The 23,543-nt window shown below is 60.8% G+C and carries 18 protein-coding genes; 15 read left to right on the top strand and 3 right to left on the bottom strand.

The features are described from left to right. Position 1 precedes the first annotated feature (1 nt). Together J5M57_RS20705 and edd are read right to left on the bottom strand one after the other, a co-directional pair. The gene (locus J5M57_RS20705; protein WP_083368106.1) at positions 2-967 is read right to left on the bottom strand and encodes a glucokinase; all 966 of its coding nucleotides are present in this window, start codon (positions 965-967) and stop codon (positions 2-4) included. Continuing rightward, on the bottom strand, positions 964-2,790 hold the full coding sequence (edd, locus tag J5M57_RS20700) for a phosphogluconate dehydratase (protein WP_047599558.1): 1,827 nt from the start codon (positions 2,788-2,790) through the stop codon (positions 964-966). The genes J5M57_RS20705 and edd overlap by 4 nt, the downstream gene beginning before the upstream one ends. A gap of 220 nt (positions 2,791-3,010) precedes the next feature. On the opposite strand from edd, the gene gap reads away from it, so the two are divergent. From gap to J5M57_RS20660, 8 genes are all read left to right on the top strand, one after another. Next, positions 3,011-4,012 (top strand): type I glyceraldehyde-3-phosphate dehydrogenase, encoded by a 1,002-nt coding sequence (gap, locus tag J5M57_RS20695; protein WP_083368105.1) that lies wholly within the window; start codon positions 3,011-3,013, stop codon positions 4,010-4,012. Positions 4,013-4,215: 203 nt separating this feature from the next. Continuing rightward, positions 4,216-4,734 carry a sigma-70 family RNA polymerase sigma factor gene (locus tag J5M57_RS20690; RefSeq protein WP_207850052.1) on the top strand — a complete coding sequence of 173 codons (519 nt, stop codon included), beginning with the start codon at positions 4,216-4,218 and terminating at the stop codon, positions 4,732-4,734. A gap of 124 nt (positions 4,735-4,858) precedes the next feature. Continuing rightward, on the top strand, positions 4,859-5,824 hold the full coding sequence (locus tag J5M57_RS20685) for a FecR domain-containing protein (RefSeq protein WP_207850051.1): 966 nt from the start codon (positions 4,859-4,861) through the stop codon (positions 5,822-5,824). Between the two features lie 122 nt (positions 5,825-5,946). After that, positions 5,947-8,505: a TonB-dependent receptor gene (locus tag J5M57_RS20680; RefSeq protein ID WP_169842254.1), complete on the top strand. Its 2,559-nt coding sequence runs from the start codon at positions 5,947-5,949 to the stop codon at positions 8,503-8,505. Between the two features lie 113 nt (positions 8,506-8,618). Beyond that, entirely contained in the window at positions 8,619-9,215 is a 597-nt protein-coding gene (locus J5M57_RS20675; RefSeq protein ID WP_083368102.1) for a biliverdin-producing heme oxygenase, read from the top strand. Between the two features lie 165 nt (positions 9,216-9,380). Continuing rightward, a complete protein-coding gene (locus tag J5M57_RS20670) occupies positions 9,381-9,776 on the top strand; it encodes a YbaN family protein (RefSeq protein WP_064588890.1) in 396 nt (131 codons plus the stop codon). 366 nt (positions 9,777-10,142) lie between these two features. After that, positions 10,143-12,281, top strand: a complete 2,139-nt coding sequence (locus tag J5M57_RS20665; RefSeq protein WP_169842257.1) for a methyl-accepting chemotaxis protein — start codon at positions 10,143-10,145, stop codon at positions 12,279-12,281. Between the two features lie 171 nt (positions 12,282-12,452). Then, positions 12,453-13,799 carry a CoA transferase gene (locus tag J5M57_RS20660; RefSeq protein ID WP_207850050.1) on the top strand — a complete coding sequence of 449 codons (1,347 nt, stop codon included), beginning with the start codon at positions 12,453-12,455 and terminating at the stop codon, positions 13,797-13,799. A 118-nt stretch (positions 13,800-13,917) separates the two neighbouring features. Here the strand turns inward: J5M57_RS20660 and arcD (J5M57_RS20655) are convergent, their stop codons facing one another. Beyond that, positions 13,918-15,345: an arginine-ornithine antiporter gene (gene arcD, locus J5M57_RS20655; RefSeq protein ID WP_064588893.1), complete on the bottom strand. Its 1,428-nt coding sequence runs from the start codon at positions 15,343-15,345 to the stop codon at positions 13,918-13,920. 422 nt (positions 15,346-15,767) lie between these two features. Between arcD (J5M57_RS20655) and arcD (J5M57_RS20650) the strand changes: the two genes are divergently transcribed. The 7 genes from arcD (J5M57_RS20650) to gcvH all read left to right on the top strand — a co-directional run bounded on the left by arcD (J5M57_RS20650) (position 15,768) and on the right by gcvH (position 23,543). Next, positions 15,768-17,195: an arginine-ornithine antiporter gene (gene arcD / locus J5M57_RS20650; RefSeq protein WP_207871990.1), complete on the top strand. Its 1,428-nt coding sequence runs from the start codon at positions 15,768-15,770 to the stop codon at positions 17,193-17,195. 33 nt (positions 17,196-17,228) lie between these two features. Further along, positions 17,229-18,485, top strand: a complete 1,257-nt coding sequence (gene arcA / locus J5M57_RS20645; protein ID WP_207848013.1) for an arginine deiminase — start codon at positions 17,229-17,231, stop codon at positions 18,483-18,485. A 68-nt stretch (positions 18,486-18,553) separates the two neighbouring features. Next, positions 18,554-19,564 (top strand): ornithine carbamoyltransferase, encoded by a 1,011-nt coding sequence (locus J5M57_RS20640; protein WP_064588896.1) that lies wholly within the window; start codon positions 18,554-18,556, stop codon positions 19,562-19,564. A 149-nt stretch (positions 19,565-19,713) separates the two neighbouring features. Further along, a complete protein-coding gene (gene arcC, locus J5M57_RS20635) occupies positions 19,714-20,643 on the top strand; it encodes a carbamate kinase (RefSeq protein WP_207848012.1) in 930 nt (309 codons plus the stop codon). A 62-nt stretch (positions 20,644-20,705) separates the two neighbouring features. Beyond that, positions 20,706-21,068 carry a DUF5064 family protein gene (locus tag J5M57_RS20630; RefSeq protein ID WP_207848007.1) on the top strand — a complete coding sequence of 121 codons (363 nt, stop codon included), beginning with the start codon at positions 20,706-20,708 and terminating at the stop codon, positions 21,066-21,068. A gap of 158 nt (positions 21,069-21,226) precedes the next feature. Continuing rightward, the gene (locus tag J5M57_RS20625) at positions 21,227-22,735 is read left to right on the top strand and encodes a sigma-54-dependent transcriptional regulator (protein ID WP_207848001.1); all 1,509 of its coding nucleotides are present in this window, start codon (positions 21,227-21,229) and stop codon (positions 22,733-22,735) included. Between the two features lie 424 nt (positions 22,736-23,159). Continuing rightward, positions 23,160-23,543, top strand: coding sequence for a glycine cleavage system protein GcvH (gene gcvH / locus J5M57_RS20620; RefSeq protein WP_169842263.1), 384 nt, complete (start codon positions 23,160-23,162; stop codon positions 23,541-23,543).

Raw genomic sequence — 23,543 nt, 5'->3', positions numbered from 1 at the left:
CTTATTTCACCACAAGAGTGGATTGCTCCAGTGCCACGCCGGCACCGACAAGCCCGGAATACGGCGCCGTCACCAGCCACACCGGAATGCCCTTGAAGTAATCGCTCATGCAGCCCTTGTCAGCGAAGCTGCGAGCAAAACCGCTTTCGAGGAAGAAGTCGGCAAAGCGCGGAATCACCCCGCCAACGATATACACCCCGCCGCGTCCACCGGTGGTCAGCACGTTGTTGCCCGCCACACGGCCGAGCCAGCAGCAGAACTGCTCCAGCACTTCCAGGGCAATCGGGTCACCCGCCAATCCTGCAGCGGTGATCGATTCAGGGGTATCCAGCGTCGGCACATGCCCGTCCACCGCGCAGATCGCCCGGTAAACCCGGGGCAAACCACCGCCACTCAACGCAGTTTCCGCGCTGACATGGCCGATTTCGTTGTGGATGTGCTGCCACAGCTGCGTTTCACGCGGGCTGCTCAGCGGCAGATCGACATGACCACCCTCCCCCGGCAATGCCGCGAAACGGCCCTCGCCAAGATCAAGCAGGGTGCCGACGCCAAGGCCGGTGCCTGGGCCGATCACCACCGCAGGACGCAACGGCTCCGGCGTGCCTTCGCAGACCACGCGGAATTCGTCGGGCTGCAAACGGGTCATGCCCAGCGCCATCGCCGAGAAGTCGTTGATCAGCAGCAGTTGCTCGACCTGCAAGGTCTGGCAGAACGCCGTGCGACTCAGGCGCCAGTGGTTGTTGGTGAACTTGAATTCATCACCACTCACGGGACCGGCCACCGACAGGCACACCGAACCGATCGAACCCGGCGCCAGACCGAGGCCGCTCAGATAGAGGCTGATCGCCTCCTCCGGGCCGGCATGGTCGGCCGTGGCCAGCACTTGAACCGATTCCAGTTGCTGATCTTTCCACAACGCGAACCGCGCGTTGGTGCCTCCGATGTCACCGACCAAAGCCAGTTTCAATTAAGCGTCTCCAGGGCAGAAGTGAAGGCGCTGGCGCCCTGCTCCGCCGAGCTGAAGGCCAAACGCATGAAGCCAAACAGTTCGCGGCCGCTGCCGATGTTGTTGCCCAACAGGCCTTTGGCGGGTTCGCGCGCTGCAAATTCGGCGGCGTCGACCTTGAGTTCCAAAGTGCCTTTGACGCCATCGACGCGGATGATATCGCCCTCTTGCACCCGCGCCAAAGCACCACCGACATAAGCTTCAGGGCTGACGTGGATCGCCGCCGGGATTTTCCCCGACGCGCCGGACATGCGCCCGTCGGTGACCAGCGCGACTTTGAAGCCGCGATCCTGCAGCACGCCGAGGAACGGCGTCATCTTGTGCAGCTCGGGCATGCCGTTGGAACGCGGGCCCTGGAAGCGCATCACTGCGACAAAATCTTTCTCCAGCAAACCGGCCTTGAACGCATCGGCCAGGTCCTGCTGATCTTGGAACACCATTGCCGGTGCTTCGACGATCTGGTTCTCCAGCGCTACGGCGGAAACTTTCATCACGCCGCGCCCGAGGTTGCCTTCCATCACCCGCAAGCCGCCCTCGGCCGAGAACGCACGGGCCACAGGACGCAGGATGTTTTCGTCGAGGCTTTCGATCGGGCCTTCGCGCCACACCAGCTCGCCGTTATCAAGGAACGGCTCTTTGGTGTAGCGGCTCAGACCATGGCCGAGCACAGTGTTGACGTCTTCGTGCAGCAGACCGGCTTCGAGCAGTTCGCGGATCAGGAACGACATGCCGCCTGCCGCCTGGAAGTGGTTGATGTCGGCTTTGCCGTTCGGGTAGACGTGGCTCAGGGTCGGCACGACTTCGGAGAGGTCGGCCATGTCCTGCCAGGTCAGCTGGATGCCCGCGGCCATGGCGATCGCCGGCATGTGCAGGGTGTGGTTGGTCGAGCCGCCGGTGGCGTGCAGCGCGACGATCGAGTTGACCAGCGCCTTCTCGTCGACGATTTCGCCGATCGGCATGAAGTTGCCGTTCTGTTTGGTCAGGCGCGTGACCTGATGCGCGGCTTCACGGGTCAGGGCATCGCGCAGCGGCGTGTTCGGGTTGACGAAAGACGCGCCCGGCAAGTGCAGGCCCATGACTTCCATCAGCAACTGGTTGGTGTTGGCGGTGCCGTAGAAGGTGCAGGTGCCCGGGCTGTGGTAGGACTTCATCTCCGATTCCAGCAGCTCTTCGCGGGTCGCCTTGCCTTCGGCGTATTTCTGCCGGACGTCGGCTTTTTCCTTGTTGGAAATCCCCGACACCATCGGTCCGCCCGGGACGAAGATCGTCGGCAGATGACCGAAGCGCAGCGACCCCATCATCAGGCCCGGCACGATCTTGTCGCAGATGCCGAGCATCAGCGCGCCGTCGAACATGTTGTGCGACAGCGCCACCGCCGTGGACATGGCGATCACTTCGCGGCTCGGCAGGCTCAGCTCCATGCCCGGCTCGCCCTGGGTCACGCCATCGCACATCGCCGGTGTACCACCGGCGAACTGGCCGACCGAGCCGATTTCGCGCAGAGCGTTCTTGATCTGTTGCGGGAACACTTCGTACGGCTGGTGCGCCGAGAGCATGTCGTTATACGAAGAAACAATGGCGATGTTCGCCGAGTTCATCATCCGCAGGCTGTGCTTGTCTTCACTGCCACACCCGGCCACGCCGTGGGCGAAGTTGGCGCATTGCAGCTTGCCGCGCATCGGCCCGTCGGTTGCGGCCCCGCGAATCAGTGCAAGGTAAGCCTGACGCGTGGCGCGGCTGCGGGCGATAAGCCGTTCGGTGACCTCAAGAACGCGGGGATGCATGTGTAGAACTCCAGGCTAACGGATGTGGCGACCTGATTGTCTATGCTGATCAAACGCCGTTGTTGTTGGAATGACAGACGGCTTTTTTGACCATTCGGACCAGTTGATTCAGGTCACTCGTTGTAGATAAAACAAAATATTGCCACTAAAAAGGCTTGTTTTCTATTTTTATGCGAATAATCTTGTAATTCCAACAACAAAACGACGGCGGCGCTGTTCAATGACTCTTCGAATCGCAATCAATGGTTTTGGCCGCATCGGCCGTAATGTCCTGCGTGCACTGTATACCCAAGGCTATCGACAGGATTTGCAGATCGTCGCCATCAACGATCTGGGCGACAGCGCCATCAACGCCCATCTGCTCAAATACGACACCGTTCACGGCACATTCGACGCCGAAGTGGCCCATGACAATGAAAGCCTGACGGTCAACGGCGACCGCATTTCGGTCAGCGCCATTCGCAATCCAGCCGACCTGCCGTGGGCTGCGGAAAAAATCGATGTGGTGTTCGAGTGCACCGGTCTGTTCACCGACCGTGCCAAAGCCGCTGCGCATCTTACTGCCGGCGCGCGCAAAGTGATCATCTCGGCCCCGGCCAAAGGTGCCGACGCCACCGTGGTTTATGGTGTGAACCACGACATTCTGCGCCAGTCGCACCAGATCATCTCCAACGCCTCGTGCACCACCAACTGCCTGGCGCCTGTCGCGCAAGTGCTGCACCGCGAGCTGGGCATCGAAAGCGGGCTGATGACCACCATCCACGCCTACACCAACGACCAGAACCTCACCGACGTCTACCACACCGACCCGTACCGCGCGCGTTCGGCCACGCAGAACATGATCCCGAGCAAGACCGGCGCCGCTGAAGCGGTAGGCCTGGTGCTGCCGGAACTGGCAGGCAAACTGACCGGCATGGCCGTGCGCGTACCGGTGATCAATGTGTCGCTGGTGGACCTGACCGTGCAGCTGAAGAAAGAAGCCACTGCCGAGGAAGTCAACGCGCTGATGAAGGCTGCCAGCCAGCACTCGAAAATTCTCGGTTACAACACGTTGCCGCTGGTTTCCAGCGACTTCAACCACAACCCGCTGTCGTCGATCTTCGACGCCAACCACACCAAAGCCAGCGGCAAACTGCTGAAAGTGCTGGCCTGGTACGACAACGAGTGGGGCTTCTCCAACCGCATGCTGGATAACTGCCTGGCGCTGTGTAACGCCGAGTAAGGTTTTTCCGCCCCCTGTAGGAGCTGCCGAAGGCTGCGATCTTTTGATGTGGTTTTTAAGATCAACATCAAAAGATCGCAGCCTTCGGCAGCTCCTACATTTCGATCCGCACAAGACCTTTACCCTTCTTTGACAAATCAAGGCTTGACCATTCAGCTAGATGATAAGCATTATCATTCGCTCAAAATGGATCAGGTTCCCCCGTGAGTCAATCGCGCTTCAACCACGTCTTCCTCTCTCAGCGCACGTCCCTGCTGCGCACGATCGAGCGGATGGTCAACAACCACAGCACCGCCGAAGACCTGCTGCAGGAAACCTACCTGCGCGTCACACGGGCGCTGAGCGAGCGTGCCATCGATCACCTTGAACCCTTTGTGTTCCAGACTGCGCGCAACCTGGCGCTGGATCATTTGCGCGCGCGCAAGATTCATTCGCGGACCATGGTTGATGACGTGCCGCAGGACGTGGTGCACAGCGTCGCCGCCCCCGCCAGCAGCGCCGAAGACGCCGCCCACGCCGAACAATTGCTGGAGCGCCTGAACGTGAGCCTCAGTCAACTCAGCCCGCGGCAACAGCAGATATTCATCCTCAGCCGCCTGCACGGACACAGCTATCAGGAAATCGCCGACGAGCTGAATGTCTCCCTCAGCACAGTGCAGAAAGAACTGAAACTGATCATGAGCATTTGCATCGGCGTCGCCGAGCGCCTGAATGTCGACTGAGGCTTCAGGCACTTTTCGTCAGCGCATGGATCGACTGCACTGATCATCGGGCTTTGTTACCCTTGCCCGGCTTTTACGCTTCACTAAAAAAACAGCCGTGCGCAGACACTGCCGAGGAAACACCGTGACGGACACCCACCGCTCGCCTTCGCCCGAAACGGCGCAGGATGCTGCAAGTGCAATGGACCAGGCCCTGGACTGGCTCATCGTGCTCGGCACTCCGGACGAAGAGCAGACCCGGCAATTTCACGCGTGGCTGGCGGCTGATCCGTTGAATGCCGAGGCGTTCGCCAAGGCCCAGGCGATCTGGGATGGCCCGCAGATTGCCCTGTGCGCACAAAACCTCGCGGCGAAACCTGCAAAAGTCACTGTCCTCCAACGTCTGCGCCCGCACTGGAAACCGCTGGCCACCGCTGCGGTACTGATCCTCGGCCTGTTCAGTTTCAGCAATCTGCCGATGCGCTTGCAGGCCGATCACCTCACCGTGGTCGGCGAGCGCCAGCGCCTGCAACTGGAGGACGGCTCGAAAGTCCTGCTCAATACCAATTCGGCGTTTTCCAGCACCATCAATGATCAACAACGCGTCGCGCGCTTGTATCAGGGGGAGGCATTTTTCGAGATTGCCGGCAGCCGCAACCAGCCGCTGGAAATCGATGCCGGCCCGGTCAAGGCCAGTGTGCATGACACTGCATTTGCCGTGCGCTACCTGGACGGCGTGGCGCAGGTCAACGTGCAGCGCGGCGATGTCGATCTGCGCGCCACTCATAATGATGCGCGGGTGCGCCTGTCCGCCGGGGAAAGCATCCGCGTCGGCCCCAACGGCTTCGACCGCCCGGCCAAACTCGACGCGAATACCGATCTGGCCTGGGTCCAGGGCCGCCTGGTGTTCGAGAACTGCCCGCTGAATCAGGTGCTGGCCGAACTGCGCCGCTACTACCCGGGCTGGATCATCAACACCAACGAGCAACTGGCCGACATCAATGTCACCGGCAATTACCGCCTGGACCAACCGCTCGACGTGGTGCGCTCCCTCGCCCACATCACCTCCGCGCGCCTGCAGGAATTCCCGGCGCTGGTGATCCTGAACTAAATGAGAATTATTTTTACTCGATAGCGAAACCCCGTTCGTCTCGTTATAGCCAATGCAATTGATTCGCATCTTCGGACGTGAATCAGCACCTATAAAGATTCGTGCGACACGGAGCGCTATCGATGTCCTCTCGCCTTACCCGCCAGACTGCTTCCCCTTCCCGCGTATTGTCATTGCTGACCGCCGCCATCCTCATGGCCGGCACCGCACCGCTGATGGCTGCCACCGAACAACCGGCGCGCAACATGGGTGATTATTCGTTCTCGATTGGCCAGCAACCGCTGGTGTCGGCGCTCAACGCCTTCACCGGCGTGACCGGCTGGCAGGTCGGCTTGCCGGCAGAACTGGGTCAGGGCGTATCGTCGCCGGGCGTGCGTGGTTCGCTACCACCGGAAAAAGCCCTTGAGCGCTTGTTGGTGGGGACCAACCTGAGCTTCCGCAAGCTGAGCAACAACAACGTCGTGCTGGAAAAACGCAGCAGCAGCGGCGCACTGAATCTGGATCAGGTGACCATCAGCGCCACCCGCCAGGAACAGTCGGTCAACAGCGTGCCGGCCACCGTCAGCGTGCAGACCCGCGAGGATCTGGATCGCAACAACGTCAACTCGATCAAGGATCTGGTGCGTTACGAGCCGGGTGTTTCGGTGGGCGGTGCCGGTCAACGTGCCGGCCTGACCGGCTACAACATCCGTGGCATTGACGGTGACCGCGTCCTGACCCAAGTCGACGGCGTGCAAGTGCCGGACAGCTTCTTCAACGGCCCTTACGCACAGACCAACCGCAATTACGTCGACCCGGAAATCGTCAAACGCGTGGAAATCCTCCGTGGCCCGGCGTCGGTGCTGTACGGCAGCAATGCAATTGGCGGCGCCGTCAGCTACTACACCCTCGACCCGGACGACATCATCAAGCCTGGCCAGGACGTCGGCGCACGTCTGAAAACCGGTTACAGCTCGGCCGACGACAGCTGGCTGACCTCCGGCACCGTTGCCGGGCGCACCGGCGACTTCGATGGTCTGCTGCACCTGAGCCAGCGCAACGGCCATGAAACCGAGTCCTACGGCGAAACCGGTGGCACCGGCCTGAACCGCACCGAGGCCAACCCGGAAGATGTGCGCACCACCAACGTGCTGGCCAAACTCGGCTGGAACTACGCTGACGACGCGCGCTTTGGCCTGACCTACGAACACTACAAAGACGATCGCGACACCAACCAGTTGAGCGCCGTCGGCGGCCCGTTCAACGCTGGACGCGGGTTTGGTTTCTACAAGGCACGCACCGGCAACGACACCGTCACGCGCGAGCGTTTTGGCCTGGAGCACCGCTTCGCACTGGACACTGCGCTGGCCGACAACATCAAGTGGTCGCTCAACTACCAGATCGCCAAGACCGACCAGAGCACCCAGGAAATCTACGCACCGTCGCGTACCGTGCTGCGCAACCGCGACACCAATTACAAAGATCGCCAATGGGTGTTCGATGCGCAGGCTGACAAGTCGTTTGCCATCGCCGACACCGATCACACCGTTACCTACGGTACGACCATCAAGCAGGACAAAGTCACCGGACTGCGCACCGGCAACGGCACCTGCCTGACCGTCAGCGGCGCCTGCCGCGTGATCGGTGCGCCAAGCGCCGCCGACACCTTGAAACCGGCCAGCGACTTCCCGGACCCGACCATCAACAGCTACAGCCTGTTCGCTCAGGATCAGATCAGCTGGGGTAACTGGACGTTCCTGCCGGGCGCACGTTACGACTACACCGAACTCAAGCCGCACATCACCGATGAGTTCCTCGCCACTGCCGACCAAAGTGGTAACGGTGAGGTCAGCGACAAGAAGAAAACCTGGCATCGTCTGTCGCCGAAATTCGGCACCACCTACAGCTTTAACGATCACTACACCTGGTACGGCCAGTACGCCGAAGGCTTCCGCACGCCGACCGCCAAGGCCTTGTACGGTCGATTTGAAAACCTCGCGGGCGGCTATCAGGTCGCGCCGAACCCGGACCTTGAACCGGAAAAAAGCAAAAGCTATGAAACCGGTCTGCGTGGTCAATTTGCAGCGGGCACGTTCGACGTCGCGGTGTTCTACAACAAGTACCGTGATTTCATCGATGAGAACGCCATCACCCCCGGCTACACCGAGACCACGTTCCAGAGCAACAACATCAAACACGCCACCATCAAAGGTGTTGAGCTCAAAGGTCGCCTGAACCTCGACACCTTTGGCGCGCCGACCGGCCTCTACACCCAAGGCTCGATGGCGTACCTGTACGGGCGCAACGACGACAGCGGCCAGCCACTGAACAGCGTCAATCCGCTGACCGGCGTGTTCGGTCTCGGTTATGACCAGGACAACTACGGTGCGCTGCTGAGCTGGACGCTGGTCAAGCGCAAGGATCGTGTCGACAGCACTCAGTTCAAGACACCGGACGGCACCAGCACCCAGTTCAAGACGCCGGGATATGGCGTGCTCGACCTGGCCGGCTTCTACAAAGTCACCGACGACGTGACCGTCAATGCCGGCCTCTACAACCTGACCGACAAGAAGTACTGGCAGTGGGATGACGTGCGCGGTTACGACAGCGTCGGCGAAGCCTCGGTGACGCAACCGGCCAACCTTGATCGCCTGACCCAGCCGGGCCGCAACTTCGCGATCAATCTGGTCTGGGACATCTGATCCGCACGGCCCTACGACGCGCGCATTGATCAGCGCGTCGCGGGGCTTTTTTTACGGTTCGGCACCTGCCCGTTCGTCTCGTTATCAAGCGCCTCTTTTATCAAGGACCTCTCATGACCACTTCGGAAAAAGCCCTGCGTTCACAACGCCTGAACCAGATCACTCACGAGCCGCACAGCAAGCTCGACGCCCTGGTCAAGGCTCACGCGCCGTTCGAAACCCGCGCCAGTTTTGCGCGCTTCGTCGTCGCGCAATATCTGTTTCAGTCGGAACTGGTCGACCTCTATAACAACGCCGAACTGACAGCCATCGTCCCGGACCTGCCGGCCCGCTGCCGCGCTGCAGCGGCCAAGGCTGACCTGGCGGACCTGGACACTGAAGTCCCGGCCCCCGTTGCTGGCGCCGTGAAGAATCCGGGCAAGGCCCGTGCTTTGGGCTGGCTGTTCGTCTCCGAAGGCTCGAAGCTTGGCGCAGCGTTCCTGATCAAGCGCGCCGTAGCGCTGGAACTGAGCGAAACCTTCGGCGCCCGGCACCTGGGCGAGCCCGAGGGCGGTCGTGCCGAAGGCTGGAAAAGCTTCGTGCGCACCCTCGACTCGCTGCAATTCACGGCCGAAGAGGAAGCCGAAGTCGAGCAAGGCGCGCTGGATGCATTCAACCGCTTCACTGTGCTGCTGGAACAGGCTTACGCCACCGAAGCCGAGCCGGCCTGATCCAGCACAAATCCCCTTGTAGGAGTGAGCCTGCTCGCGATGGCGGTGTATCAGTCGACATTGATGTTGAATGACCGGACGCCATCGCGAGCAGGCTCACTCCTACAGGGGAACTGTGTAAGCCTGTAAGATCCCGATTCCGCTTCAGAAGCCACCGCTGAACCCATGCCGCAACCAGCCTCCTCCAAACTCGCCCGTCTGCTGTTCGGCCTGCTGGCCTACGTCAGCCTCGGCATCGGCCTGATTGCCATCGTCGTGCCAGGCTTGCCGACCACCGAGTTCATCCTGCTCGCCGCCTGGGCCGCCACGCGTAGCTCGCCACGCCTGAGCGCCTGGCTGGAAAACCATCGGCTGTTCGGACCGATCCTGAGCAACTGGCGCAACGGCAAGATCATCGCGCGCAAGGCCAAGGTCAGCGCCACGATCAGCATGCTGCTGTGTGCGACGCTGATGCTGGTGATGCTTGATCACGGCTGGCCGGTGTACCTGGCGATTGCCGGCATGACCCTGGGCAACCTGTGGATCTGGTCGCGCCCGGAAGCCATCACCTCCTCTTCCTGACTTCACAGCCCCTCTGTGGCGAGGGAGCTTGCTCCCGCTCGGCGGCAAAACCGTCGCAAAACCTTTGCACAGGGTGACTCGACAAGAATGCAGCGGAGCGCTTCGCACTCCAGCGGGAGCAAGCTCCCTCGCCACAAAAGCCTCATCACCCCACAAGCACTCCGTCATTCATCAGGCTGAAACTTCCCTGTAATTAATCGCCTTTTCAGCACAATCCCCTGCGCAAACGTTTAGCGCTGACCGTTCGTCGGCAAGGGCCTCATGCGCCCTCGCCCGGCGCCGATGAGCATTGAATGGCGCTGAATGGATTTGGCGAACCGGTTACTCCGCCCGGGCCAACCGCTCATTCATTCACGAGATCGCCCCATGTTCGACTCTCTCTCCATTCGCCTGAAAATCGTCCTGCTCTCCGGTCTGTGCCTGCTCGGTGTGGTTGCGCTGATCGTCGGCATGAACATTTACCAGACCAACCAGAACGACGAACTGGTCAGCGACTCGAGCAACAAGCTGCTCACCGCCAGTGTGCAGAACCTGTTGCAAGCCAAGGCAGCCGAGCAGGCGGTGCGGGTGCAGAAGACGTTTGGCGAAAGCCTGACGGTGATCACCGCCCTGGCCGATCAGATCAAGGACATGCGCGTGATGGCCGCCAAGCGTTCGCTGGACGCTGGCGCCCTGCGTGAAGAGTTGAACCTGAGCCTGAAAACCGCGTTCGAGCGCAACGACAAGGTGCTCGGCATCTGGCTCGCCTTCGAACCCAACGGCCTCGATGGCAAGGACAGCGAATTCGTCAACGATGCCGCGCGCCAGTCCAACGAAGCCGGGCGTTTTGCGACGTATTGGAGCCGCGCTGCCGGTTCTGCGCTGAACACAATCATGGTCGAAGAAGACATGACCAAGACCACCCTCAGCCTCAGCGGCACGCCGTACAACAGCTGGTACACCTGCCCTCGCGACAACAAGCGCACCTGCCTGCTCGACCCGTATGCCGACACTGTGGGCACCAAGGAAATGTTGATGACCACCATTTCCGTGCCGCTGATCGTCGACGGCAAGGCCATCGGCGTGGTCGGTGTCGACATCGCCCTTGATGCCCTGCAAGCGGCGGCCGTGGAGTCCCAGCGCAACCTGTTCAACAACGCCGGGCACATGCTGATTGTTTCCGGCAGCGGCGTGCTCGGTGCCGACAGTTCCGATGCGACCAAGGTCGGCAAAAAGATCACGGACACCCTTGGCGCCGACGGCAAAGACCTGCTGCAACTGGTCAGCAGCGGCACGCCGAAGATTCTCGAACAGGGCGACTTGATTCGCGCCGTGTATCCGGTCGATCCGATTGGCAACTCACGGGCCTGGGGCGTGGTCATCGACCTGCCGAAACAGGTGCTGCTGGCCGATTCGGTCAAGCTGCAAGCGGTGCTCGACGATGCTCAGGAAACCGGCGTGTTTACCGCATTGGCAGTGGCAGTGGTGGCCGGTCTGATTGGCCTGCTGCTGATCTGGCTCACCGCTTCCGGCGTCACGCGCCCGATCAACAGCGTTGCCGAGATGCTGAAAAACATTGCCAGCGGTGAAGGCGATCTGACCCAGCGCCTGAACTACAGCAAGCAGGATGAACTGGGCGAACTGGTGAACTGGTTCAACCGCTTCCTCGACAAGCTGCAACCGACCATCGCCCAGATCAAGCAGAGTATCACCGAGGCCCGTGGCACCGCCGACCAGTCTTCGGAAATCGCCCGCCAGACCAGCGAAGGCATGCAGGTGCAGTTCCGCGAAATCGACCAGGTCGCCACCGCGTCCAACGAAATGAGCGCTACCGCCCACGACGTCGCCAACAGTGCCTCGAACGCGGCCAACGCGGCCAAGGGCGCCGATCAGTCGGCCAAGGACGGCATGTCGATCATCGAACGCAGCACCCGCGACATCAATCAACTGGCCGACGAAGTCAGCAAAGCGGTGACCGAAGTCGAAGCGCTGGCAGTCAACAGCGAGCAGATCGGCTCGGTGCTGGAAGTGATCCGCAGCATCGCCGAACAGACCAACCTGCTGGCCCTCAACGCCGCCATCGAAGCGGCCCGCGCCGGTGAGAGCGGGCGTGGTTTCGCGGTGGTCGCCGATGAAGTGCGCAACCTCGCCAAGCGCACCCAGGATTCGGTGGAAGAAATCCGCATCGTCATCGAGCGCATCCAGACCGGCACCCGAGGCGTAGTCGCGACCATGCATTCGAGCCAGACCCAGGCCCACAACAACGCCGGGCAGATCCGTCAGGCGGTGGATGCGCTGGGCAAGATCAGCGATGCGGTGACGGTGATCAGCGACATGAACCTGCAGATCGCCAGCGCCGCCGAACAGCAAAGCGCCGTGGCCGAAGAGGTCAACCGCAACGTCTCGGCGATTCGCACCGTGACTGAAACCCTGACCGAGCAAGCCACCGAGTCGGCGGCGATCAGCAGCCAGCTCAATGCCTTGGCCAGCCAGCAGATGAAATTGATGGATCAGTTCCGCGTATAACGCCACGCAGTTCCCCTGTAGGAGTGAGCCTGCTCGCGATAGCGGTGAATCAGTTAACCGATGCATCAACTGATACGACGCAATCGCGAGCAGGCTCACTCCTACAATTGAGTTTCATCTGGCCCAAGATTCTTTTGCACTATCATCGCCCTCTCTCCCGGAGGGCCTTCGATGACTGATTTACTCACGTCCATTCAAGCCGCACTCGGCTTGCCCCACACGCCGATTCCGTTCACCGGCAGCGGCGCCCTGCCCTCGGCGTTCGCCGTCACCGATCTGGCCTGCGCCAGCATTGGCGCAGCCGGGCAGGCCGTCGCCGAGCTGCTCCGGCAGCAGACCGGGCACGTGCCCGCTGTCGAAGTCGACCGAAGGCTGGCTTCGTTCTGGTTCGCCACCTCACTGCGCCCGATTGGCTGGGACGTCCCGCCGCTGTGGGATCCGGTCGCCGGCGATTACGCGACCCGGGACGGCTGGATCCGCCTGCACACCAACGCCCCGCACCACCGCGCCGCCGCCGAACGTGTGCTGGGTGCCTGCGCCGACCGTGCCGCGATGGCGGCGAAAGTCGCGCAATGGAGCAGTGCCGAGCTGGAGCAAGCGGTGGTCGAGGCCAAGGGCTGCGCCGCCCAAATGCGCAGTTGGGCACAGTGGCAGCAGCACCCGCAGGGGCTGGCGGTGAATGCCGAACCGCTGGTGCATTTCACTGCTGATCACGATGAAATCGCGTCATCGTGGTCCGGTTCGCAGACGCAACCGCTGGCCGGCCTCAAGGTGCTGGACCTGACCCGGGTGCTCGCCGGCCCCACCGCCAGCCGTTTTCTCGCCGGCCTCGGTGCCAATGTGCTGCGCATTGATCCGCCGAGCTGGAACGAACCGGGCGTGGTGCCGGAAGTCACCCTCGGCAAACGCTGCGCACGGCTTGATCTGCATGTTCCGGCGGATCGCGCGCTGTTTGAAAACCTGTTGAAGGGCGCCGACATTCTGCTGCACGGCTACCGCGCCGACGCACTGGAACGCCTTGGCTTCGGCGCCGAGCGCCGCCGGCAACTGGCGCCGGGGCTGATCGATGTCTGCCTCAACGCCTACGGTTGGAGTGGCCCATGGCAGAACCGCCGTGGCTTCGACAGCCTGGTGCAGATGAGCAGCGGCATCGCCGAGGCCGGACAGCGCTGGAAGCACGCTGACAAACCCACGCCGCTGCCGGTGCAGGCACTGGATCATGCGACCGGCTATCTGATGGCGGCGAGTGCGCTCCGTCTTCTGACGGAACGTTTCAAGACAGGCCGGGGTGGTTCGGCGCGTTTGTCATTGGCGCGAACCGCCAAGCTGTTGATCGAACAGGGGCCGGGACCGAACGAAGCCCTGCGCGCCGAGGATGAGCAGGATCAAAACCCTCGGGTGGAACAGACCCCGTGGGGGCCGGCGCACCGCTTGCTGGCACCCGTGACGATCAGCGGGACGCCGCTGCACTGGGCGCTGCCGGCCACCGAATTGGGTTCACATCGCCCGCAGTGGTGAATTTGAAACCGCTATCGCGAGCAGGCTCGCGCCCACATTTGCAATGCGTTCCCCTGTGGGGGCGAGTCTGCTCGCGAAGAGGTCCGCACTGACACCAACGAGTCAGGATCAACTTGCCTCACAACGACAGCACCCCGCTGTACAAACCATACGCCGCCAACCCTGCACCAATGACCACGGCAGTAAAAATCCCCTTCTCGACAGGGGTGAACAACGGCTCGCCCTGCTCATGCTTGGCCTTGGCAAACAGCACCACCCCCGGCGCATACAGCAGCGCCGACAGCAGCAAATACTTGACCCCGCCGGCATACAACAACCACACCGCATAACACAGGGCGATGCCGCCGATCAGCAAGTCCTTGGTGCGTTCGGCCGAGGCGTGTTCATAGGTTTCGCCGCGTCCGCTGAGCAACACCGCGTAAGCTGCCGACCACAGGTACGGCACTAGAATCATCGAAGAGGCAAGGTAAATCAGGCTGGTGTAGGTGCCGGCGGAAAACAGCGTGATCAGCAGGAAAATCTGAATCATCACGTTGGTCAGCCACAGCGCATTGACCGGCACATGGTTGGCGTTTTCCTTTTTCAGAAACGCCGGCATGGTCTTGTCCTTGGCCGTGGCAAACAGGATCTCGGCGCACAGCAGCGCCCACGACAGCAACGCGCCGAGCAGCGACACCGCCAGGCCGAGGCTGATCAGCAGCGCGCCCCATGGCCCGACGATGTGTTCCAGCACCGCCGCCAGCGACGGGTTCTGCAGTTTCGCCAGTTCCGGCTGGCTCATGATCCCCAGCGACAACACATTGACCAGCACCAGCAGCGCCAGCACGCCGATGAAACCGATCACCGTGGCACGGCCGACATCGCTGCGTTTCTGCGCCCGCGCCGAGTACACGCTGGCGCCCTCGATGCCGATGAACACGAACACCGTTACCAGCATCATGTTGCGCACCTGATCCATCACCCCGCCGAAGCTCGGGTTGCTGCGGCCCCAGATGTCGCGGGTGAAGATGTCGGCCTTGAACGCCAGCGCCGCAATGACGATGAACATGATCAGCGGCACGATCTTGGCGACCGTGGTCACCTGATTGATGAACGCCGCCTCCTTGATCCCGCGCATCACCAGAAAATGCACGGCCCACAGCAGCACCGACGCGCAACCGATGGCGACCGGCGTGTTGCCCTGGCCGAACACCGGGAAGAAATAACCGAGGGTGCTGAACAGCAATACGAAATAACCGACGTTGCCCAGCCAGGCGCTGATCCAGTAACCCCAGGCGGACGAGAAACCCATGTAGTCGCCGAATCCGGCCTTGGCGTAGGCGTAGACGCCGGAGTCCAGTTCGGGCTTGCGGTTGGCCAGGGTCTGGAACACGAAGGCCAGGGTCAGCATGCCGATGGCGGTGATGCCCCAACCGATCAGGATCGCCCCGGCATCGGCGCGGGCGGCCATATTTTGTGGCAGGGAAAAAATCCCTCCTCCAATCATCGAACCCACCACCAGGGCGATCAACGCACCCAGTCGCAGCTTTTGCGTCGGTTGCGACATTCTTGTCTCCCTTAATTTATTTGTAACAACTATTAACTAAACGGCTAATACCGAATCACGTTTATCAGGGAAAGCCGAGAAACACCCTCTTATATATAGCGACTGATGCTAACGGCTATCACGCCTAGACAGTTTTGTTGGCGAATCCTGATAAATCAATTCTGTACTGAAAACAGACGCCGAAATTTGCCAAAAGCTGAAAAAGAACTAGCGTGTTAATTCCATAGTAATAAGACCAATTCCCAACCACATCAGGCAAAAGCCTCTAGGACGGGCTTTCCAGGCAATAGCGTTATGCCTCCAGTTGTTTCGTAAGTCATTCATTAACAATGGAATGTGACCATGCACTGATCTACGTCAGCTGTTTGAACAGACAACAGATCTACGCTGTGAACTCTTCTCTCCTGCAATGGAGTCATGCAATGTCTGAAGCTCCCGGAAAACTACGACTAGGTGCACTGGTTGCCTTGGTAGTCGGCTCAATGATTGGTGGCGGGATATTTTCTTTGCCACAAAACATGGCCGCCAGCGCCGACGTCGGCGCGGTGCTGATTGGTTGGGCCATCACCGCTGTCGGCATGCTCACCCTCGCTTTTGTTTTTCAGACCCTCGCCAATCGCAAGCCTGACCTGGACGGCGGTGTCTACGCCTACGCCAAGGCCGGATTCGGCGATTACATGGGTTTCTCCTCCGCCTGGGGTTACTGGATCAGCGCCTGGCTGGGCAACGTCGGTTACTTTGTTCTGTTGTTCAGCACCCTCGGCTATTTCTTTCCGGTGTTCGGCGAAGGCAACACGGTGGCGGCGGTCATCGGCGCATCCGTGCTGCTGTGGGCCGTGCATTTCCTGGTGCTGCGCGGGATCAAGGAAGCGGCGTTCATCAACCTGGTGACCACCGTCGCCAAGGTCGTGCCGCTGCTGCTGTTCGTGATGATCGCGTTCTTCGCGTTCAAACTGGACATCTTCACCGCCGACATCTGGGGCGTGAAAAACCCCGACCTGGGCAGCGTGATGAACCAGGTGCGCAACATGATGCTGGTCACCGTGTGGGTGTTCATCGGCATCGAGGGCGCGAGCATCTTCTCGGCCCGCGCCGAAAAACGCTCGGACGTGGGTAAAGCCACCGTCATCGGTTTCATCACCGTGCTGCTGTTCCTGGTGCTGGTCAACGTGCTGTCGCTGGGCATCATGACTCAGCCGGAACTGGCGAAACTGCAGAACCCGTCGATGGCCGCCGTGCTCGAGCACGTGGTAGGTCATTGGGGTGCGGTGCTGATCAGTGTCGGTCTGATCATCTCGTTGCTGGGCGCCCTGCTGTCGTGGGTGCTGCTGTGTGCGGAGATCATGTTCGCCGCCGCCAAAGACCACACCATGCCGGAGTTCCTGCGCAAGGAAAACGCCAACCACGTACCGGTCAACGCCCTGTGGCTGACCAACGCGATGGTGCAGGTGTTCCTGATCATCACCCTGTTCTCTGCCAGCACTTACCTGTCGCTGATCTACCTCGCCACCTCGATGATTCTGGTGCCTTACCTGTGGTCGGCGGCCTACGCCCTGCTGCTGGCGGTGCGCGGCGAAACCTATGAGGGCTTCGCGGCCGAGCGGCGCAAGGACCTGATCATTGGCGGCATCGCCCTGATCTATGCGGTCTGGCTGCTGTACGCCGGCGGCGTGAAATACCTGCTGCTCTCCGCCCTGCTGTATGCCCCCGGCGCGATCCTGTTCGCCAAGGCCAAGCTCGAACTCAAACAAGCGGTTTTCACCAACGTCGAGAAGCTGATTTTCGCTGCGGTGGTCGTCGGTGCCCTGGTGGCAGCCTACGGTCTCTACGACGGCTTCCTGACTCTGTAACCCCTGATTGTTTTGTTATCTGGAGGATCTGAAATGACCACGGAAAAAGTTAAGTACGGCGTCCATTCCGAAGCCGGCAAACTGCGCAAAGTCATGGTTTGCTCCCCAGGCTTGGCCCACCAGCGGCTGACCCCGAACAACTGCGATGAACTGCTGTTCGACGACGTGCTGTGGGTCGCCCAGGCCAAACGCGACCACTTTGACTTCGTGACCAAAATGCGTGAGCGCGGCATCGACGTGCTGGAAATGCACAACCTGCTGACCGACATCGTCGCCATCCCGGAAGCGCTGGACTGGATTCTCGATCGCAAGGTCACCGCCGATTCGGTGGGTCTGGGCCTGATCAGCGAAGTCAAATCCTGGCTGAAAAGCCTTGAGCCGCGACACATCGCCGAATACCTGATTGGCGGCGTGTCCGCCGATGATCTGCCGGACAGCTTCGGTGGCAAGACCATCCAGATGTTCCGCGACTTCCTCGGCCACTCGAGCTTCATCCTGCCGCCGCTGCCGAACACCCAGTTCACCCGCGACACCACCTGCTGGATCTACGGCGGCGTCACCCTGAACCCGATGTACTGGCCGGCGCGCCGTCAGGAAACCCTGCTGGCCACGGCCATCTACAAATTCCACCCGCAGTTCACCAACGCCGATTTCGAGATCTGGTACGGCGACCCGGACAAGGACCACGGCAGCTCGACCCTGGAAGGCGGCGACGTGATGCCGATCGGCAACGGCGTGGTGTTGATCGGTATGGGCGAACGCTCATCCCGGCAGGCCATCGGCCAACTGGCGCTGAACCTGTTCAAGAACAACGCCGTGGAAAAAGTCATCGTCGCCGGCCTGCCGAAGTCCCGCGCGGCGATGCACCTGGACACCGTGTTCAGCTTCTGCGACCGCGACCTGGTGACGATTTTCCCGGAAGTGGTGAACCAGATCGTCGCGTTCACCCTGCGGCCTGACGAAAGCAAACAGGGCGGCATCGACATTCGCCGCGAAGAAACCAACTTCCTCGACACCGTCGCCAAAGCCCTCAACCTGCCGAAACTGCGCGTGGTGGAAACCGGCGGCAACAGCTTCGCCGCCGAACGCGAACAATGGGACGACGGCAACAACGTGGTGGCCGTGGAACCGGGCGTGGTCATCGGCTACGACCGCAACACCTACACCAACACCCTGCTGCGCAAGGCCGGCGTGGAGGTCATCACCATCAGCGCCGGCGAACTGGGCCGCGGCCGTGGCGGTGGCCACTGCATGACCTGCCCGATCATCCGCGACCCGATCGATTACTAATCTTTGAGCCTTGGCCGCGACTTATCGAGCGCGGCCAAGGGGATAACCGAAACCCAAGGAGATCCATCATGGCTTTTAACATTCACAACCGTAACCTGCTCAGCCTGGAACACCACACACCACGTGAGCTGCGTTACCTGCTCGACCTGTCCCGCGACCTGAAACGCGCCAAGTACACCGGCACCGAGCAGCAACACCTGAAGGGCAACAACATCGCCCTGATCTTCGAAAAAACCTCGACCCGTACCCGCTGCGCGTTCGAAGTGGCGGCCTACGACCAAGGCGCCAACGTCACCTACATCGACCCGAACTCCTCGCAGATCGGCCACAAGGAAAGCATGAAAGACACGGCCCGCGTGCTGGGTCGCATGTATGACGCCATCGAATACCGTGGCTTCAAACAGGAAATCGTCGAAGAACTGGCGAAGTTCGCTGGCGTGCCGGTGTTCAACGGCCTGACCGATGAATATCACCCGACCCAAATGATCGCCGACGTGCTGACCATGCGTGAGCACGCCGACAAGCCGATCCACGAGATCAGCTACGCCTACCTCGGCGATGCGCGTAACAACATGGGTAATTCGCTGCTGCTGGTCGGCGCCAAACTCGGCATGGACGTGCGCATCTGCGCGCCGAAAGCGCTGTGGCCGCATGACGATCTGGTCGAGCGCTGCCACAAATACGCGGAAGAATCCGGCGCACGCATCACCCTGACCGAGGATCCGAAAGCCGCAGTCAAAGGCGTCGACTTCATCCACACCGACGTCTGGGTGTCGATGGGCGAACCGGTCGAGGCATGGGCCGAGCGTATCCAGCAACTGCTGCCGTACCAGGTCAACAAAGAGCTGATGAAAGCCACCGGCAACCCACGCACCAAGTTCATGCACTGCCTGCCGGCGTTCCACAACAGCGACACCAAGGTCGGCAAACAGATCGCCGAACAGTATCCGCACCTGGCGAACGGCATCGAAGTGACCGACGACGTGTTCGAGTCGCCAGCCTGCATCGCCTTCGAGCAAGCGGAAAACCGCATGCACACCATCAAGGCGATCCTGGTCTCGACCCTGGCTGATCTATAAAAGCTGATCGGGATTTCCTGATCGACCACTGACCTGTAGGAGCTGCCGAAGGCTGCGATCTTTTGATCTGTTTTTCTACAATCAAAGTCAAAAGATCGCAGCCTTCGGCAGCTCCTACAGGGGTTAACGAACTCTGAAAGGATTGCACCATGCGTATCGTCGTAGCTCTGGGCGGTAACGCCCTGCTCCGCCGTGGCGAACCGATGACCGCTGACAACCAGCGCGCCAACATCCGCATCGCCACCGAGCAAATCGCCAAGATCCATCCCGGCAACCAACTGGTCATCGCCCACGGCAATGGTCCGCAAGTCGGCCTGCTGTCGCTGCAAGCGGCGGCGTACACCTCCGTCACCCCTTACCCGCTGGACGTGCTCGGCGCCGAAACCGAAGGCATGATCGGCTACATCATCGAACAGGAACTGGGCAACCTGCTGGACTTCGAAGTGCCGTTCGCCACCCTGCTGACCCAGGTCGAAGTCGACGCCAACGATCCGGCGTTCAAGAGTCCGACCAAACCCATCGGCCCGGTCTACGAAAAGGCCGAAGCAGAAAAACTCGCCGCCGAAAAAGGCTGGGCGATTGCGGCGGATGGCGACAAATTCCGCCGCGTGGTCGCCAGCCCACGGCCGAAACGCATCTTCGAAATCCGTCCGATCAAGTGGCTGCTGGACAAGGGCAGCATCGTCATCTGCGCCGGTGGCGGCGGGATTCCAACCATGTACGACGAGCACCGCCACCTCAAGGGCATCGAGGCGGTGATCGACAAGGACTTGTGCTCCTCGCTGCTCGCCGAGCAACTGGAGGCCGACTTGCTGGTGATCGCCACCGACGTCAACGCGGCGTTCATCGATTTCGGCAAACCGAGCCAGAAAGCCATCGCCGAGGCGCATCCGGATGAACTCGAACGACTGGGTTTTGCCGCGGGGTCCATGGGACCAAAGGTTCAGGCAGCCTGCGAATTCGCGCGCCATACTGGCAAGGTTGCGGTGATCGGCTCGCTGGCGGACATCGAAGCCATCGTCCAGGGCACCGCCGGTACTCGCGTCAGCACCGCGAAGCCGGGCATCAGCTATCGATAATTAGAAACTCCCGGGGCAGACTCAGGGTCTGCCCTTCTCCCATGCCTTGAAAGGAGAAACCCATGGCCCAGTTTGAACCCGGTCATTTGCATATCGAGCGGCACGCGTTGACCGACGACGACGTCAACTACAACGTGTGCCTCGACTATGAAATGTTCACCGATCCGGAAAAAGGCAAAGGGATGCAGTTCACTCTGCATGGAAAAATGCAGGGCAAAGACGTGAAGGAAACGTTTTTCCTGCCCAAGGAAGAGGTTTACAACTTCGCCCGCGACGTGACCCGGATCGCCGAGAAATACGGGATTCCCAAGACCCACAGCCAGATCGGCTCGGATCACAAACATTACGACATGATGTTTGAAGACATCCGCAAGCAGTTGGATATGAAATCCGGGGATCCGGTTAATCCCGAGCATTTCGAATAACCCCGGAATCAAAAGATCGCAGCCTTCGGCAGCGCCTGCATTTATCGCGTTTCTCTGTAGGAGCTGCCGAAGGCTGCGATCTTTTGATCTGATTTCACCATTGCCCCGCCCCAAGGCATACTTGCCACCCTCCGCTCTGCAGAACACTGAACCGCCCCATGCGTATCCACGTCAGCTTCATCGACCGCGTCGGCATCACCCAGGAAGTCCTGGCTATCCTCGGTGGGCGCAATCTCAATCTGGATGCGGTGGAGATGATCCCGCCCAACGTCTACATCGACGCCCCGACGTTGAGCCCGCAAGTGCTCGAAGAACTCAAAGATGCGTTGTTTCGGGTGCGCGGTGTAGAAGCGGTCACCGTGGTCGACATCCTCCCCGGCCAGCGTCGGCACTTGCAGCTTGACGCCTTGCTCGCGGCGATGACCGATCCGGTGCTGGCGCTCGACAGCGCGGGCAAGGTGCTGCTGGCCAACCCGGCATTGATCGCGCTTTACGGCCGCGAACCGGCGGGCGAAAGCGTTTCTGAGCTGTTCAACGATCCCGGCCTGCTCGACACCCTGCTCGAACAAGGCTTTCGCCTGCCGCTGCGGGAAATCACCGTCAACGGCCAGACTTTGCTGCTGGACGCGACGCCGATCACTGACGCCGGCGCCCTGCTCACCTTGTATCAACCGAACCGCATCGGCGAACAACTCTCGGCGTTGCACCACGACCATGCTGAAGGTTTCGATGCGCTGCTCGGCGAATCCCCGGCGATCCGCACCCTCAAGGCCCGCGCACAACGGGTCGCGGCCCTTGATGCACCGCTGCTGATTCAAGGCGAAACCGGCACCGGTAAAGAGCTGGTGGCCCGTGCGTGCCACGCCATCAGTGCGCGGCACAGTGCACCGTTCCTGGCCTTGAACTGCGCGGCGCTGCCGGAGAACCTCGCCGAAAGCGAACTGTTTGGCTACGCCCCCGGCGCCTTTACCGGCGCACAACGAGGCGGCAAACCGGGGCTGATGGAACTGGCGAACCAGGGCACGGTGTTCCTCGACGAGATCGGCGAGATGTCGCCGTACTTGCAGGCCAAGTTATTGCGTTTTCTGAATGACGGCAGTTTCCGTCGCGTCGGCGGTGATCGCGAGGTCAAGGTCAACGTGCGGATCCTCAGCGCCACCCACCGCGACCTGGAAAAAATGGTCAGCGAAGGCCTGTTCCGCGAAGACCTGTTCTATCGCCTCAATGTGCTCAACGTTGAAGTGCCGCCACTGCGCGAGCGCGGTCAGGACATCCTGCTGCTGGCGCGCTACTTCATGCAGCAGGCTTGCGCGCAGATCCAGCGTCCGGTCTGCCGCCTCGCCCCTGGCACCTATCCGGCGCTGCTCGGCAACCGCTGGCCGGGCAACGTGCGGCAACTGCAGAACGTGATCTTCCGCGCCGCCGCGATCTGCGAAAGCAGCCTGGTCGATATCGGTGATCTCGATATTGCCGGCACCTCCGTGGCGCGCCAGACCGACAGCGACGTCGACAGTCTCGAACAAGCCGTCGAGTCGTTCGAAAAGTCGCTGCTGGAAAAGCTCTACATCAGCTACCCCTCCACCCGCCAACTGGCCAGCCGCCTGCAAACTTCACACACGGCGATTGCCCATCGCCTGCGCAAGTACGGCATTCCCAACAAGCCCTGACCCCCCTTGTAGGAGTGAGCCTGCTCGCGATAGCGGTCTGACATTCACCATTTGCGGCGTCTGACACACTGCTATCGCGAGCAGGCTCACTCCTACAAGGATCTGTGGCGGATTCGAAATCCGTTCAAAAACGACCTCCATCTGTACTGAAAGCGCTACAGCGGAACGATATCGCTACACCCTCCTCCGATCACCGCTGTGCAAGGCTTTGATCCGCTTCAGCTTTTCTCCCTGCCCCAAGCTGTAGCGATTTCGCTACAGGAGCTCGATTTCGAACACTCCTCAATGTAGCTAACCATCTGATTTATATAGATAAATTCAAGATGGCCGCGTTCTTGCTAAGTAACCGCTCATAAAATCAGGGCTTTCCCGCCCAAGCCTTCCACCGCGTCCACCAGACGAGTCTGGCCCCTTAGGAGTTTCCATGAGCGAGTTGCGTTTTACTGAAGATCACGAATGGCTGCGCACTGAAGCTGACGGCAGCGTTACGGTCGGCATCACCGCTTTCGCGCAGAACGCCTTGGGCGACGTGGTGTTCGTGCAACTGCCTGAGCTGCAGGCTTACGAAAAAGGCGCCGAAGCCGCCACCGTGGAATCGGTCAAAGCCGCCAGCGGCGTTTATATGCCCCTCGATGGTGAAGTGCTGGCAGTCAACCCGGCACTGGAAGACGCCCCGGAACTGGTCAACGAAGATCCGCTGGGCGAAGGCTGGTTCTTCCGCTTTAAGCCAAGCGACGCCGCCGCTGTCGGCAAACTGCTGGATCAGGACGCCTACGACCGTCTGATCAAAGCCCAAGCCGAAGCCTGA

The sequence above is a fragment of the Pseudomonas sp. 86_A genome (assembly GCF_017491705.1).
Taxonomy (GTDB): Bacteria; Pseudomonadota; Gammaproteobacteria; order Pseudomonadales; family Pseudomonadaceae; genus Aquipseudomonas; species Aquipseudomonas koreensis.
The sequence above is the reverse complement of the archived record's forward strand: the minus strand, read 5'-3'. Positions and strand labels throughout refer to the sequence as shown.

Excerpts from the sequence above, each read along its gene's own strand:
- J5M57_RS20660 (WP_207850050.1), top strand. The coding sequence starts at position 12,453 with ATGACTGATTTACTCACGTCCATTCAAGCCGCACTCGGCTTGCCCCAC.
- edd (WP_047599558.1), bottom strand. The coding sequence starts at position 2,790 with ATGCATCCCCGCGTTCTTGAGGTCACCGAACGGCTTATCGCCCGCAGC.
- arcA (WP_207848013.1), top strand. The coding sequence starts at position 17,229 with ATGACCACGGAAAAAGTTAAGTACGGCGTCCATTCCGAAGCCGGCAAA.
- J5M57_RS20680 (WP_169842254.1), top strand. The coding sequence starts at position 5,947 with ATGTCCTCTCGCCTTACCCGCCAGACTGCTTCCCCTTCCCGCGTATTG.
- arcD (WP_207871990.1), top strand. The coding sequence starts at position 15,768 with ATGTCTGAAGCTCCCGGAAAACTACGACTAGGTGCACTGGTTGCCTTG.
- gap (WP_083368105.1), top strand. The coding sequence starts at position 3,011 with ATGACTCTTCGAATCGCAATCAATGGTTTTGGCCGCATCGGCCGTAAT.
- J5M57_RS20625 (WP_207848001.1), top strand. The coding sequence starts at position 21,227 with ATGCGTATCCACGTCAGCTTCATCGACCGCGTCGGCATCACCCAGGAA.
- gcvH (WP_169842263.1), top strand. The coding sequence starts at position 23,160 with ATGAGCGAGTTGCGTTTTACTGAAGATCACGAATGGCTGCGCACTGAA.
- arcC (WP_207848012.1), top strand. The coding sequence starts at position 19,714 with ATGCGTATCGTCGTAGCTCTGGGCGGTAACGCCCTGCTCCGCCGTGGC.
- J5M57_RS20630 (WP_207848007.1), top strand. The coding sequence starts at position 20,706 with ATGGCCCAGTTTGAACCCGGTCATTTGCATATCGAGCGGCACGCGTTG.
- arcD (WP_064588893.1), bottom strand. The coding sequence starts at position 15,345 with ATGTCGCAACCGACGCAAAAGCTGCGACTGGGTGCGTTGATCGCCCTG.
- J5M57_RS20640 (WP_064588896.1), top strand. The coding sequence starts at position 18,554 with ATGGCTTTTAACATTCACAACCGTAACCTGCTCAGCCTGGAACACCAC.
- J5M57_RS20665 (WP_169842257.1), top strand. The coding sequence starts at position 10,143 with ATGTTCGACTCTCTCTCCATTCGCCTGAAAATCGTCCTGCTCTCCGGT.
- J5M57_RS20675 (WP_083368102.1), top strand. The coding sequence starts at position 8,619 with ATGACCACTTCGGAAAAAGCCCTGCGTTCACAACGCCTGAACCAGATC.
- J5M57_RS20670 (WP_064588890.1), top strand. The coding sequence starts at position 9,381 with ATGCCGCAACCAGCCTCCTCCAAACTCGCCCGTCTGCTGTTCGGCCTG.